Genomic DNA, 13,531 nt, shown 5'->3' with positions numbered 1-13,531 from the left:
TGAAGATAAAGACAATCAAAAAATTGTCATGGATACATCGCTTATGCCCCGTGCCCGCTACAAGTCGTTGGTCGACAGCTTCGCCGAGGCCATTCGCTCAGGCAGCATGCCCCCCGGCACGCGACTGCCGACGCACCGCCAACTGGCCGCCGAGCATGGCCTGGCGTTGGTCACCGCGAGCCGGGTGTACGCCGAGTTGGAGGCCATGGGCCTGGTCAGTGGCGAAACGGGCCGCGGCACCTTTGTGCGCGAAATCTCGCTGCCGCCGGGGCAGGGCAGCGGGCAGATGAGTGTGGCGGCGGGCATGCTCGATCTGAACTTCAACTACCCGTCCTTGCCGGGCCAGGCCGACTTGCTGCGCACCGCATTGCGCCAGTTGGCACTGTCCGGCGACCTCGACGCGCTGCTGCGTTACCAGCCCCACGCCGGTCGCCTGCATGAGCGCGCGGCTGTCGCGCGGCACCTGTTGAGCCGAGGGCTGACGGTCGAGGCCGAACAGGTGCTGGTGGTCAGCGGCGCCCAGCACGGGTTGGCCGTGACCATGATGGCCTTGCTCAAGCCCGGTGATGTGATCGCCGTCGACGCCTTGACGTATTCGGGGTTCAAGGTGCTGGCCGAGACCCTGCACCTGGAAATTGTCGCCATTCCGGTCACCGCCGACGGCCCGGACCTGGACCACCTGCACAGCCTGTGTCGCAAGCGTCCGGTGCGTGCCGTGTACAGCATGCCGACCCTGCATAACCCGTTGTGCTGGGTGCTGAGCCTGGCGCAGCGCGAGCAGTTGGTGGCGATTGCCCGTGAGCACAACCTGATGATCATCGAGGACGCGGCCTACGCGTTCCTGGCCGAGGACGCGCCGCTGCCCGTGGCCAGATTGGCGCCGGAGCGCACGGTCTACGTGGGCGGGCTGTCGAAAAGTGTCGCGACCGGCCTGCGCGTGGGGTTTATCGCTGCCCCGTCGGGTTGGGTCAAAGCACTGGAGCGCACCATCATGGCCACCACCTGGAACGTCCCGGGGGTGATGAGTGCGATTGCGGTGGCCTGGCTCGAGGATGGCACGGTGGCGCAACTTGAAGCACAAAAGCGCCAGGATGCGCAGGCGCGGCAAGCCTTGGCCGCGCAGGTGCTCAAGGGGCTTGCCTACACCAGCCACCCGTCATCGTATTTCTTGTGGCTGCCCCTGGCGGAAGAGGCCCGCGCCGATCAAGTCGCCATGACCTTGCAGCGCGACGGTATTTCCGTCTCCACCGCCGAGCCCTTCGCCGTTTCGGCCCACGTGCCCCATGCGTTGCGCCTGGCCTTGGGCTCGGTGGACATGCCGGCGCTGCGCGAGGCGTTGCTGAAGGTGCGCAAGGTGGTGCAGTGGTGAGCCCGATGGCCCACCGCTAGCCATCAGAATTTGAACGCCTGGCGCCCGATCAGCAGCCAGTGGCCTTTCTGTTTTTGCCAGATCTGGAAGTTCTCGATTTCGGTGGGCACTTCCTTGCCGCTGTTCACCGCCAGGGCGGAGAAGTGGTTGCGTACCAGGGCGGTATCGCCACTCAGGGTGATGGTCTGTTTCTGCATTTCCAGGGTCTTGAAGCCGCTGCGTCCGGTCTCGATGTCGGCGATGAATTCCTGCTTGTTCTGGATCTTGCCGCTGGAGTGGCCGTAGGTGAGGTTCTCGGCGGTCAGGCTCTGGAGCTGCTTGAGGTCTTTATGCAGCATGGCCTGGGTGAGGTGGTCGACCGCTTGGGCGACGTCTTTGTCGGCGGCAGGGGCGGCGGCCACATAGCCGCTGAACAGGCACAGAAAACCGATCAGCACTTTGACGTTTTGCATGGATGTTTCCTTATTGTTGTTGGGGGCGGATATGACTCGCTAAGTCATCGTACAACCATGCAATATTTTCCCCAGGGAAGGAAAGAAAAATTTGAAATATCTCGAAAGGATTGGTGTTTCAAGGGGTGTGGACATCTGGGTTTCTTATACGATGTCTCAACACCTCGTTTGGCTTAAACCTCGCTTCCGGTGCAAGTAGCACATCGCTATGCTACTGCCCGACCCCCAGATCTCCGGAGAGACAAAATGGATGTTGACTGGCACAGCGAACCCATCACCCGCGCCACTCCCGTGACCCCACACTATAAAAATACCCAGAACGTGCGCCGCTTCATGCTTGAACACTGTGGGCCGGGGTTCAAGTTCGACCGGCCTTTCATGGCGTGGATTCGCAACGCAACACCCAAGACGATGGGCGACGTGGTGGATGAGTGGCAACGACGCAACGAGGAAGCACGCCCATGACGCCCGATGAAAAATACCAAGCCGTGCAAAAACGCCTCGGCTATCAATTGGATGAATTCAAAGTCGGCGGCAACTACACGCCGCTGGTGCGCGACGGTAACCAGCTGTACATCAGCGGGCAGATCCCTCGCGTCGGCGACACGATCATGCTGCCGGGTAAAGTCGGTGACACCCTGACCCTGGCCCAGGCCCAGATCGCCGCCGGCATCAGTGCATTGCGCTGCCTGGGCCTGCTCAAGCAGGCGCTCGGTTCGCTGGACCGGGTCAAGGCTATCCCGCGTATCACCGTGTATGTACGCAGCGCCGAGGACTTCGATCAGCAGAGTGAAGTGGCCAACGGCGCCTCGGACCTGTTGCACGAGATCCTCGGCGGTGCCGGGGTGCATTCGCGCACGTCGGTGGGAGTGATGCAACTGCCGAAGTCGGCGGCGGTGGAAATCGACATGGTCGCGGTCGCGCACGACTGATGGTCAGCCAAGGCCTGGTCGTCCTGCTCAACTACGGCCTGCACCTGGCGCCGGGCTTGCTGCTGTTCGGCCTGTGGTTCGGGTTGACGCCGAAGTCGTTGCCGGCCATGCGCATCCTGATTCTGCTCGCGGCGTTCGTGCTGATACGCGATGCGATGACGCCCCTGGGCATGTGGGCGCTCAGTGACGACGTGCAAATCGCCTTCACCGCGAATGCCTTTGTATTGGCGGCGCTGGGTGGCCTGTCGGTGCTGCTGGTCGTAGGGTTGGTCCGGGTGGCGCCGGAGTTGTGGCGCCTGGTGGTATGGACCCGGGGCCACCGCGCCCTGGGCCTGGCGGTGGGGCTTGCGGTCGGTTGCCTGATCGGTGTGCCGTTGCGGCTCTATCAAGGGATAGAGCTGCACGCGATCCCCGGCTACTGGGTGTGGCTGCCGGGCATGGTGGTGTTGGCCTATGGCGCCAATGCGCTGGAGGAAGTGTTGTTTCGCGGGTTTTTGCAGGGCTACCTTGAACAGCAGGTGACACCGCTGCGAGCGGCGCTGATCAGTGGCGTGGCGTTTGCCGCCTGCCATGCCTTCCTGGCCTTGAGCGTGACCCAACTGGGCTGGCCGGTGTTGCTGTTTACCCTGATCGAAGGGCTGGCCTGCGCATTGGTGCGCATGCGTCATGGCGTGTTGGCTGCGACGGCCTGCCATGGCACGGCAATCCTGCTGATTGCCGTGCCCTACATGGCCTGACTTGAAATGCGGTTAGAACGGTGGGAGGGGGCTTGCTCCCGATGGCAGTGGGTCAGCCACCGATGCATCAACTGACACTCCCTCATCGGGGGCAAGCCCCCTCCCACATTTTTTACCGAGTACACCAGCCCAACTCCAGTTGGCTCCAAGGCCGAAAAAGCCAGAGTAAAAGCAGACCGAGATCTACCTGATATATGCAGTTCCAAATGTAAGAGGGGGCTTGCTCCCGATTGCAGTGGGTCAGCCACAGATGCATCAACTGACACTCCCTCATCGGGAGCAAGCCCCCTCCCACAGTGAATCAGTTAGTTTGTCGCCAGCGGCGGCGTGCGCGGCGGGATCAGGCGTTTGCTGCCGGTGGCTTCATACGCCGCCGCAAAGCGCAGCAATGCCGAATCATCGTAGGCGCGCCCGGCAAAGGTCAGCCCGACCGGCATGCCGATGTCCGCCATCACGCCCATGGGCACGGTAACGGTAGGCACGCCCAGGTGGCGGATGGCGAGGTTGCCGTTGGCCACCCATACACCATTGCTCCAGGCGATATCGGCACTGGCTTCGTTCACGTCGGCATCCGCCGGGCCCACATCGGCCACGGTCGGGAACAGCACAGCGTGGAGGCCGAGCTTATCCATCCAGTCTTCCAGGTCGATCCGCCGGGTTTGCTCCAGGCCGCGCAGGCCATCGGGCACGGTGCTGATCTCGTTCCACGGGGTGATGCCGCGCTCGGCCATGCGCACGTATTCGTCCATGCCGGCGGCCAGGTCGTCTTCACGGTTGGGCAAGGTGCCGGGGTCGTGGGGGAAGATCTTCGGCCCGTCCACATCGGCCAGGCGGTTCAGGGCCGGGTCGTTGTTGGCGCGCAGGAAATCATCGAAGGCCCAGGCCGACAGTTCCCACAGTTCATCGTGCAGGAATTCCCTGGACACCAGGCCACGGGTAAACACGGTCGGCGCGCCGGGGCGGTCGCCTTCGCAGTTGGACACCAGCGGGAAATCCACCTCGATGACTTCTGCACCGGCCGCTTCAAGGGCCTGGCGTGCGTCCTTCCATAAGTCGATCACGCTGGCGCGGGTGTTGATCTTCTGCCCGGTGGGGCCGCCGATGCCGGGCTTCTCGCTGGTGCCGGCCTCGGGGTCGGCGTTGATGTACATGCGCGGCACGCCGAAGCGTTTGCCGGCCAGGGATTCGGCTGTAGCCGCCAATTCGGGGTAAGACGCCGGGCGTACCGAGGCGACGCTGGGGATCGGCACCCACGGCTGCAGGCGCCACAGGTCGCCACGGGTGTGCGGGTCTTCAGCCACTACCACGTCGAGCACTTCCAGCAGGTCGGCCATGGTGCGGGCGTAGGGCACCACCACGTCCATGGTCGGGGCCAACGGCCAGTTGCCGCGCACCGAAATCACCCCGCGGGACGGGGTGTAGGCGCACAGGCCATTGTTGGACGCCGGGCCACGCCCGCTGGACCAGGTTTCTTCCGCCAGGCCGAAGGCGGCAAAGCTGGCGGCGGTGGCGGTGCCGGCACCGTTGGATGAGCCGGAGGCAAACGGCGCGGTGAGGTAGTCGGCGTTGTACGGGCTTTCCGCGCGGCCATACACGCCGCGCTGCATGCCGCCATTGGCCATCGGCGGCATGTTGGTCTTGCCCAGGCAGATGGCGCCACCGGCGCGCAGGCGCTCGATGGTGAAGGCATCGCGCTGGGCGACCAGCTTGGCGAAGGCCGGGCTGCCGGAGGCGGCCGTCAGCCCCTTGACCAGGTAGCTGTCCTTGGCGGTGTAGGGAATGCCATCCAGTGGCCCCAGGGTTTCACCCTTGGCCCGGCGGGCATCGGAGGCCTCGGCTTCCTTCAGGGCGTCGGGGTTGCGCACGACGACGGCGTTGAGTGCGGTAGCGGTCTGCGGACCGTCGTAGGCATCGATCCGCGCGAGGTAAGCCTGCACCAGTTCAACGGCCGTGGTCTGGCCGGATTCGAGCGCCGCGCGCAATTGGGCAATGGAGACTTCGGTAACTTGCATGACGTTTTCTTCGCCGCCTTAAGTTGAGGTATGGCGGCAGTCTACGTACAGATATTTCACAAAACCAGTGCGGCATTTTCCCCATGGGCGGCACGCATCACCTGCCAGGTGGCGTCGTCTGCGGGAATCAGATGCTCGATACGCAGGGAGGCGAGGGTGATGTCCTGGGGCATGCCGAAGGTGGTGAAGGTGGACAGAAAGCTCAGCTCGCCCCGGCTGGTATGCACGCGGGTCAACACCAGTGGCGGCATTTCAGGCGGCGGCGTGGTGTGGGCGGGGGCGGGCAGGCTCGCCAGGAGAGCGGCCAGCGCAGGGTTGTCCAGCGCCTCGCGGCTTGCCCGTTGCCAGGCCAGGGTGCGGATTTCTTCGGCGTTGACCAGGTGGTCGCCCAGGCCGCCGGGTTGCAGCAGGGTGGTCAGCAGGTTCAGGCCTTCCAGCGGCGGTGTGACTCCCGCCAGTGCCAACAGCACGCCGGTACTCGCATTCGCCGCCAGCACTTCCCAGTGGCTGCCCAGCAGGATCGCCGGGGCCGGGTTGTTGGCGTGCAGGACATGGCTGACCGCCTCGCGAATTGCGGCCATGGCCGGTGACGCGAGCGGGGTAGCGGCGTAACGCGGGGCAAAACCGGCGGCGAGGAACACGCGGTTGCACTGCTCCAGGGGTGTTTCCAGGGCGCTGAGCAGGTTGTGCAGGGTGCCTGGGCTCGGCTTGGCACGGCCGGTTTCGAGGCAACTGAGATGGCGCTGGGAAATGCCGGTGATCAAGGCCAGGTCGAGCTGGCTCAATTTGGCGTGTCGACGCAGTTGGCGCAAGTGTTCGCCGGCAGTAGCGGGGTTATCCATGGCGTGACTATGACCTCCGAGGTCATTGCGAGGAGGGCAACCTTATCACTAGGGTGAGCCTCGATCACGTCAAGGAGCCGACCATGCACAAACCTTACCTGGCCCTCGCCGCTCTGCTGGGCTTTTCGCTGTACACCCTGTTCACGCTGCTCACGGCCGAGCAATCGCTGCTGGCCTTCGGACGAGAGTTGATATCGCGCCCGGACACCGCGCAGGTCGTCATCGACCTTTACCTGATGGCCGTGCTGGCCTGTGTGTGGATGTACCGGGATGCACGGTCGCGGGGGCGGTCGCTGGCGTCGGTGCTGCCGTACTTCTTGCTGACGGCGGTGTTCGTGTCGGTGGGGCCGTTGCTCTACATCGTCGTGAAGGGCGCGCGGGATGAATGAGCTGTTGCACATCTACGCCCTGTGCGTGCTGGTGCTGTGCCTGAAGATGTTCGGCATTTCCTGCTATCAGGGATTTTTCCGGCTTCGCGGGCTGGCGTTCACCAACCGCGAAGATGCGGCGGTCTTCAAGCGTGCTGCGCATCCCGTGGAGTTATCCCAGGTGAGTCGGGCGGCCAGGGCCTGGGCCAATGACCTGGAGAATATCCCGCTGTTCTTCGTGCTCGGTGGGTTGTGTGTGGCGCTGGGCACTGCCGGTGCGACCACTGCCTGGTTGTTCATTGGTTTCACCCTGGCGCGGATGGCCCATACGCTGATGTATCTGGCGGGATGGCAGCCGTGGCGCACGCTGGCGTATGGGCTGGGGGTGGCGTGCCTGTTCGGGCTGGGTGCAATGGTGCTTTACGCATTGCGATGAGCCGCAGCGACACCCCCGGTTTTTGTGGCAAGCCCTAACGTCGTTCAGTTAAGCGAAGGTGATTCACTGACTGGCATTAGGACAACCGTTTATGGGTTGAGGAATGCCTGGTAGTTGTCCTTGGTGATCTGCTGGTAAGGAATGGTCAGCTCGGCGTCATACGGCTGTTTCTTGACCATCTTCACCGCCAGGTCAATGGAGCCCACGGCCTGCCCTTTGTTGTCCTGATACGCTGTCACCAGCAACTGGCCTTTCTTCACCGCATCCAGCCCGGCCGCACCGCCATCGCTGCCGGCCACCAGAATATCCTTGCCGGGCTGCATGCCGGCCTGGCTGATCGCCATGGCCGCGCCAATCGCCATTTCGTCGGCATTCGCCGCCACGGCGTCGATTTTGCGCCCGGACACGATCCAGTTGTTCATCAGGTCAATCGCCTTGCTGCGCTGCCATTCGGCACTCTGCTCCTCGACGATCTTGATACCCGGATAGTCCTTGAGCACGTTCTTGACCCCCTGCGTGCGGTTGTGGGTGGCGTTGTTGGACAGCAGCCCGAGCATGATCGCCAGGTTGCCCTTGCCTCCCATTTTCTCGGCCAGGTAGCGCATCTGGATTTCACCGGCCTTGATCTCATCCGAGCCGACATAGCCAACCCCCGGCGGTACTTCCTTGAACTCGGGGCGGCGGTTGACGTACACCAGCGGGATCCTGGCCTGTTGGGCATTGACCGTCATTTTCTGGGTGGCGGCGGTGTCTACGGCGTTGACGATGATCGCGTCCATGCCCTGGGCGGTGAAGTTCTGCACCTGGTTAAGCTGGCGCACCACGTCGCCCTGGGCGTCTTCGAATTGCAGGGTCACGCCGGGCAGTTCCTTGGCGTGGGCGACCATGTAGTCACGCATTTGCGCAAGAAACACGTCGTCGACCTGGGCGATGCTCACGCCGATCCGTATATCGGCCAGCGCCCAGGGGGTGATGGCGAGGGTCAAGAGTGCCGCAAGGAGTTGCTTCTTCATGGTTGTGCTCCGTTGTTTTTGTTGTTGTTAAAGCATCACGCCTGGCGCTTGGCCCGCAGTTGCGTCACGGCCGCAGCGAAGTCCTCATACGCCCAGCGTTCGTCGAGGGCTTGCAGCATGAGTTGTTGCCCGGTTTGCGGGGCCAGGCCCTGCAAAGGTGGGTCGGTGTCGAGGTTGGTGGGGAAGGCATAGCCGTCGGCGGTGCAGGCCACCACCGCTGCAATTGCCTGGGCATCCAGGGCCGTGTTGGCCAGCAAGGCCGGGTACACCGCCAGCATCATGCGGTCGCGGTCGAGGGCTTCCATGGGCTTGCCGAAGGCCGAGGAGATTTGCAGCAGGTTGGCCATGCGCTGGTGGCCGGTCGTGCGGTTGGTGCCGGCGGCGTGGAACAACGCCGGGTTGAAAAACAGCAGGTCGCCCTTGTCCAGCGCCAGTTGCACGGCGTGTTGCTGGAAGTGCTCGATAAATTCGGGGCACCGCCAGGCCAGGTAACCCAGGGCGTATTGTTGGGAAAACGGCAGCAGCTGGGTGGGGCCGCTTTCCAGCGGCATCGCCGAGTGGGCCACGGCGCCCTGCAACGTCAGGTACTGGGACAGCACATGCAAGGGCAGGGGAAAGCGTTCCACCACCTCGGTGGTCTGGAAGCCCAGGTGATAGTCGCGGTGTGGCTGTTGCGCCTGGCCGCCGGGGTGCACCACGTTCACTTGCGCCGTCACCTGATAGCTCGGGCCCAGCCACGCCTCGGCGATCAGCCCCAGCAGCGGGTTGGCGTAATACTCCACAAAGGATTGCGGCGACTGCAGCGCCGCCTTCTGCAATGAATTCCAGATACGCCCGTTACTGCCGGCCTTGGCAAAATGGTCGGCGGCCACGCCTTGGGCGGCCTCCTGGGCGAAGATCGCCTCGAACACCTGGCTGTGGCGATCCACCACTTCCAGGTCCTCATAGGCGCGGCGCACCACCATCACGCCCGGTCCATCGCGAAACAAGCGGTGCAGCTCATTCATCACCGTGTGGCGGTCGCTGTTGCGCAAGGTGCGGGCCTGATAGACCGGCACGTTGCCGAGCACTTCCGCAGCCAGGGGATATTCCTCGGCACGCGCCTGTTGCGCGCAAATCCGCTTGAAATCCTCAATGCGCACATCCTGCAGTGTCACGAATGCCGACATTACTCACCTCCCAGGCTCAGGGCCTTGAAGGGCTGCGGGCTGCCGCTGTCGGTGCAGCCGACCACGCCTTGCTCCAGGTCGATCACCGCGCCGGTCATCATCCCCGACTCGCGCGACAGCAGGAACGCCACGCTTTGCGCCACCTCTTCGGGCTTGAGCAGGCGACCGAACGGCTGCGCGCGTTCAGCCTCAGCCAGCCAACCGTCCTGGGCGCCGTGGTACTGGCGCTGGATCTGATCCTCATGGGGCGTGTCCATCCAGCCGATGTTCAGGCCGTTGACGCGGATCCGGTTGCGCAGCGCACTGAACGCCACGTTCCTGGTCAGGATCGCCAGCGCACCTTTGGACGCCGCATACGCGCAAAGGAACGATTGCCCGCCATGCCCGGTGATGCTCTGGATATTCACCACGGCGCCTTCCACACCCTGGCTGATCATCAATTTCAACGCGTCCTGCATCAGGAAAAACGGCGCGCGCACATTCACCGCCATCAGCCGATCGAACAGCTCCGGCGAGGTGTCGACAATGGTGCCGCGGTCCGACATCCCGGCGCAGTTCACCAGGCCATGCAAGGTGCCGAAGTGGGTGCGCGCGGCGTCGATGATCGCGCGGCAATCCTCGACCTGTTCGAGGTCGGCCTCGACAAAAAACGCCTGGCAATCCAGCTGCGCCAACTGCCGCACCTGTTCTTCGCCCTGGGCGCGGCGCCGCCCGCAAATGATCAGCCCGGCGGCGCCGCGTCGCGCCAGGGTGTGGGCCACGGCGGCGCCCAGGCCCTGGGTGCTGCCGGTGACGACAAAATATTGGCCGTTGAAGGTACTGGCGAGGTCGGCTCGAGGCATGGGGTTCTCCTGGATTGTTGTTGTTTTGATTGCCCGGCTCGACGCCGGACAAAACTGAGACTAGCATTGCAAAACCTCAGTAATGCCTAAAAAAGACCTCATAAACACCTCAGGCGAAACCCATGCTCGAACGCGCCAAACACTTCTCCATCAAGCAGCTCGCGACCCAGGCGGGCGTGAGCAAGGCCACGGTCGACCGCGTGCTGCACCAGCGCGGCAGCGTGCACGCCCAGACTCGCCGACGTATCGAGCAGGCGCTGGATGAACTGGAATCCCAGGAGAAAAACGGCCTGGCGGTAGGGCGCACCTTCCATGTCGACGTGATCATGCACACCCCTCAGCGTTTCAGCGCCGCAGTGCAGGCGGCGATCACCGCGCAACTGGCCAGCCTCGCGCCGTTTCGCATCGCCCCGCGTTTTCACCTGTTCGAAGAAATCGAACCCCAGGCCATGCACGATCAGTTGCTGCGCTGCCTCGACACCGGCAGCCAGGGCGTGGTGCTCAAGGCCGCCGACGAACCGGCGGTGAACCAGGCCGTCAAGCACCTGATCGCGGCGGGCATCCCGGTGGTGACCTTGGTGACGGACCTGCCGCAAAGCGAACGCATCGGCTACGTCGGCATGGACAACCGCACCGCCGGCCAGACCGCCGCCTACCTGATGTCGCGCTGGCTGCCGGCGTTACCCCAGGACGTGGCGGTGGTGATCGGCAGCGAGTTGTTCCGGGGCGAGGAGGAGCGCGAGATGGGCTTTCGCGCCTGGCTGCGCGGGCGAGCCCCTCACCTGCGGGTGCTGGACGTCAGCGGCGGCTATGGCGTGTACCCGCGCACCTTCGAGCGGGTCACCCAGGCGCTGCAACAGCATCCCGGCCTCAAGGCGGTGTACAGCGTCGGCGGCGGCAACCGTGCGATTGTCGACGCCTTCGCCGCCCTGGGTCGCCCGCTGGAAGTGTTTATCGGCCACGACCTCGACGAAGAAAACCGCCAACTGCTGCTGGACGAAAAAATCGCCGCGATCATCGACCACAACCTGCAGATCGATGCCCGCCACGTGTTCCTGCACATCCTGCACTACCACCGGTTGTGGAAGGCCGGGCCGATTGCGCCGTCACAGGTGCAGATCGTCACCCCGTTCAACCTGCCGGACTGAGTACTCCCTCCAACAACATCAGGAGTTCAACCATGCTACGTATCGCTGTTCTAGGTGCCGGGCGCATCGCCAGGATCCACGCCGCCAACGTCGCCGCCCACCCGAATGCCACGCTGGTGCTGGTGGCCGACCCCTGGCGCGAAGGCGTCGATGCCCTCAGCCGCCAACTGGGCTGCGAGGCGGCCTACGATTGTGCCGCCGCCCTCACGCGCAAAGACATCGACGCCGTGGTCATCGGCACCCCCACCGACACCCATATCGACCTGCTGTTGGCCGCCGTCGCCGAGGGCAAGGCGGTACTCTGCGAGAAGCCCATCGACCTCGATATCGCCAAGGCCCGCAGCGCCGCCCAGGCCGTGGAGCGCCAGGGCGGCAAGGTGATGCTCGGCTTCAATCGCCGTTTCGACCCCGACATGCTGCGCCTGCGCCAGGCCCTGGATGCCGGCCAGATCGGCGCGGTGCGCCAGGTGATCATCACCAGCCGCGACCCAGGCCTGGCGCCGCGGGACTACCTGGAACACTCCGGCGGCATCCTGCGCGACATGACCATCCACGACTTCGACACCGCCCGCCACCTGCTCGGCGAGGAACCGGTGGAAGTCAGCGCCATTGCCAGCCGCCTGGTGGACCCGAGCCTGGAACAGATCGACGACTACGACAGCGTGATGGTCCTGCTGCGTACCGCCTCCGGCAAGCAATGCCATATTAACTGCTGCCGCCAGGCGGTGTACGGCTACGACCAGCGCGTGGAAGTCTCCGGCGCCCTTGGCGTGCTGCTCACCGACAACCATCGCCCCAGCACCCTGCGCCACTGGAGCGCCGACCACACCGAAGCGCTGGAACCGTTGCAGCATTTCTTCCTGGAGCGTTACGCCGATGCCTATCGCAATGAGCTGACCCGGTTTATCGATGCGCTGAACAGCGGCCAGCCGCTGCCCACCAGTGTGCGCGACGGGTTGTATGCGCTGCATCTGGCAGATTGTGCGTTGGAGTCGGTGAGGACGGGGAGGTGTGTGGCGGTCAGTTACGACCTGTAGGCCCCGGTCCGATCCACCAACCGAATGCTGTCCCGTCCGCCACGCTTGGATTCATACAGCGTGGTATCGCCCTGTTCGATCAGCGCCGCCAGGCTGGCCGGCGGCTGGTCGAACAGGGTGGCGCCGATGCTCAGGGTCACCGGCGCGGGCGTGGCGAAGGTTTGTGCGGCCAGTTGCTGGAACTGCTCGCGCAGGCTGCTGCCCAGTTCGACGATCTGCTCGGTCGAGGCCGGGTTGAGCAGGATCACAAACTCATCACCGCCCAAACGTGCGGCCAGCGCGCCTCGGGGCACGACGGCGCGAATCATCTCGCTCAAGGCGATCAGCACGCGGTCGCCGGCGGTATGGCCGTGGAGGTCGTTGACCGACTTGAAGTTGTCGATATCGATCAGCAGCAGGGCGCCTGGTTGTTGCGCCGACACCTGGGCCAGCAGGCGCGGCGCGCGCAGGTCGAGGGCGCGGCGGTTGTAGAGGGCGGTGAGTGGGTCGCGGGCGGCGAGGCGGGCGATCTGCTGTTCGCGGCGGTAGCGCTCCGAGCCGGTCATTGACAGCGCAATCAGCATGATCGCCATGGCGCCTTCCACCAGGGACACCTGGATGATCTCGCCCTTGAACGCCGCAAGGTCGATCAAGGTGCCGGGGATCACCACCGACAGCGCCTTGGCCACGTAGAACATGCCGTGGACCAGCAGCACATAACGCAGTTGCACCGCGCCGATGCTCAATGATCGGCCGTGGGGCCGCAGCAGGAAACTGGCGCGCAGGGTCGGCAGTGCGACCAGCAGCGACTGCACGCCCAACATGGCTTTGGACCACGGCAGGTCGGTCGGGAGCATCAGCATGCCCAGCCACACGGCCAGCAGCAGCCACCATCGCGGCGACAGGCGTACCTGGGTAAAGCGCGCGACCCCGAGCAAGAACAGGCAGTGCGCGGCCACCAGCAAGCCGTTGGCAAACCAGATGCCGATGAGCAGGTAGCCATTGATGCGCAGCAGGGCCAGGGTGGAGCCGACGGTGATGGTGGCGAAACCGGCGCTCCAGAACAGCAGCGAAGGTTCGCGTACGCTGCGCCATTCTATGGCCAGGTACAGGGCAGCAGCAGCGGCCAGGGCAACGGTGAGTGCCAAAATCGTAGGAGGGTCGAGCGTCATTTCGTGCCGGGTCTGCCTGGGTG

At 64.3% G+C, this 13,531-nt stretch carries 15 protein-coding genes; 8 read left to right on the top strand and 7 right to left on the bottom strand.

The window, feature by feature from the left end; translation table 11 throughout:
• Positions 1 to 43 precede the first annotated feature (43 nt).
• A complete protein-coding gene (locus tag FX984_RS04615) occupies positions 44 to 1,369 on the top strand; it encodes an aminotransferase-like domain-containing protein (protein ID WP_146476100.1) in 1,326 nt (441 codons plus the stop codon).
• Between the two features lie 23 nt (positions 1,370 to 1,392).
• Here the strand turns inward: FX984_RS04615 and FX984_RS04610 are convergent, their stop codons facing one another.
• Positions 1,393 to 1,821 carry a nuclear transport factor 2 family protein gene (locus tag FX984_RS04610; RefSeq protein ID WP_024075865.1) on the bottom strand — a complete coding sequence of 143 codons (429 nt, stop codon included), beginning with the start codon at positions 1,819 to 1,821 and terminating at the stop codon, positions 1,393 to 1,395.
• A 246-nt stretch (positions 1,822 to 2,067) separates the two neighbouring features.
• Here FX984_RS04610 and FX984_RS04605 point away from each other — a divergent pair, with 246 nt between their 5' ends.
• From FX984_RS04605 to FX984_RS04595, 3 genes are read left to right on the top strand one after another with little or no spacing between them, the layout of a single operon-like run.
• On the top strand, positions 2,068 to 2,286 hold the full coding sequence (locus tag FX984_RS04605; protein WP_098479339.1) for a DUF6434 domain-containing protein: 219 nt from the start codon (positions 2,068 to 2,070) through the stop codon (positions 2,284 to 2,286).
• Positions 2,283 to 2,753, top strand: coding sequence for a RidA family protein (locus FX984_RS04600; RefSeq protein ID WP_098479340.1), 471 nt, complete (start codon positions 2,283 to 2,285; stop codon positions 2,751 to 2,753). The genes FX984_RS04605 and FX984_RS04600 overlap by 4 nt, the downstream gene beginning before the upstream one ends.
• Positions 2,753 to 3,490 carry a CPBP family intramembrane glutamic endopeptidase gene (locus tag FX984_RS04595; protein ID WP_146476102.1) on the top strand — a complete coding sequence of 246 codons (738 nt, stop codon included), beginning with the start codon at positions 2,753 to 2,755 and terminating at the stop codon, positions 3,488 to 3,490. The genes FX984_RS04600 and FX984_RS04595 overlap by 1 nt, the downstream gene beginning before the upstream one ends.
• A 305-nt stretch (positions 3,491 to 3,795) precedes the next feature.
• Here the strand turns inward: FX984_RS04595 and FX984_RS04590 are convergent, their stop codons facing one another.
• Both FX984_RS04590 and FX984_RS04585 read right to left on the bottom strand, forming a co-directional pair.
• Positions 3,796 to 5,502 (bottom strand): amidase, encoded by a 1,707-nt coding sequence (locus tag FX984_RS04590; protein WP_146476104.1) that lies wholly within the window; start codon positions 5,500 to 5,502, stop codon positions 3,796 to 3,798.
• A 56-nt stretch (positions 5,503 to 5,558) separates the two neighbouring features.
• Complete coding sequence (locus tag FX984_RS04585) at positions 5,559 to 6,344, bottom strand: helix-turn-helix domain-containing protein (RefSeq protein WP_092356908.1); 786 nt, start codon at positions 6,342 to 6,344, stop codon at positions 5,559 to 5,561.
• 83 nt (positions 6,345 to 6,427) lie between these two features.
• Here FX984_RS04585 and FX984_RS04580 point away from each other — a divergent pair, with 83 nt between their 5' ends.
• Both FX984_RS04580 and FX984_RS04575 read left to right on the top strand, forming a co-directional pair.
• Entirely contained in the window at positions 6,428 to 6,733 is a 306-nt protein-coding gene (locus tag FX984_RS04580; RefSeq protein WP_092356911.1) for a DUF2834 domain-containing protein, read from the top strand.
• A complete protein-coding gene (locus FX984_RS04575) occupies positions 6,726 to 7,148 on the top strand; it encodes an MAPEG family protein (RefSeq protein ID WP_092356914.1) in 423 nt (140 codons plus the stop codon). Before FX984_RS04580 ends, FX984_RS04575 begins: the two co-directional genes overlap by 8 nt.
• Positions 7,149 to 7,237: 89 nt before the next feature.
• Here FX984_RS04575 and FX984_RS04570 read toward each other — a convergent pair whose 3' ends face one another.
• Genes FX984_RS04570 through FX984_RS04560 form a run of 3 tightly spaced genes read right to left on the bottom strand, consistent with a single transcriptional unit; the run spans position 7,238 to position 10,172 of the window.
• Entirely contained in the window at positions 7,238 to 8,161 is a 924-nt protein-coding gene (locus FX984_RS04570) for a sugar ABC transporter substrate-binding protein (RefSeq protein ID WP_027608512.1), read from the bottom strand.
• Between the two features lie 35 nt (positions 8,162 to 8,196).
• Complete coding sequence (locus FX984_RS04565; protein WP_092356918.1) at positions 8,197 to 9,330, bottom strand: phytanoyl-CoA dioxygenase family protein; 1,134 nt, start codon at positions 9,328 to 9,330, stop codon at positions 8,197 to 8,199.
• Positions 9,330 to 10,172: an SDR family oxidoreductase gene (locus tag FX984_RS04560; RefSeq protein ID WP_092356921.1), complete on the bottom strand. Its 843-nt coding sequence runs from the start codon at positions 10,170 to 10,172 to the stop codon at positions 9,330 to 9,332. Before FX984_RS04560 ends, FX984_RS04565 begins: the two co-directional genes overlap by 1 nt.
• A 122-nt stretch (positions 10,173 to 10,294) precedes the next feature.
• Between FX984_RS04560 and FX984_RS04555 the strand changes: the two genes are divergently transcribed.
• The gene (locus FX984_RS04555) at positions 10,295 to 11,320 is read left to right on the top strand and encodes a LacI family DNA-binding transcriptional regulator (RefSeq protein ID WP_027608509.1); all 1,026 of its coding nucleotides are present in this window, start codon (positions 10,295 to 10,297) and stop codon (positions 11,318 to 11,320) included.
• A 32-nt stretch (positions 11,321 to 11,352) separates the two neighbouring features.
• Positions 11,353 to 12,357 carry an inositol 2-dehydrogenase gene (iolG, locus tag FX984_RS04550; protein ID WP_027608508.1) on the top strand — a complete coding sequence of 335 codons (1,005 nt, stop codon included), beginning with the start codon at positions 11,353 to 11,355 and terminating at the stop codon, positions 12,355 to 12,357.
• Here iolG and FX984_RS04545 read toward each other — a convergent pair.
• Positions 12,345 to 13,508, bottom strand: coding sequence for a GGDEF domain-containing protein (locus tag FX984_RS04545; protein WP_027608507.1), 1,164 nt, complete (start codon positions 13,506 to 13,508; stop codon positions 12,345 to 12,347). The genes iolG and FX984_RS04545 overlap by 13 nt on opposite strands.
• Positions 13,509 to 13,531: the final 23 nt, after the last annotated feature.

The organism is Pseudomonas marginalis (assembly GCF_008692035.1).
Lineage (GTDB): Bacteria > Pseudomonadota > Gammaproteobacteria > Pseudomonadales > Pseudomonadaceae > Aquipseudomonas > Aquipseudomonas marginalis.
The sequence above is the reverse complement of the archived record's forward strand: the minus strand, read 5'-3'. Positions and strand labels throughout refer to the sequence as shown.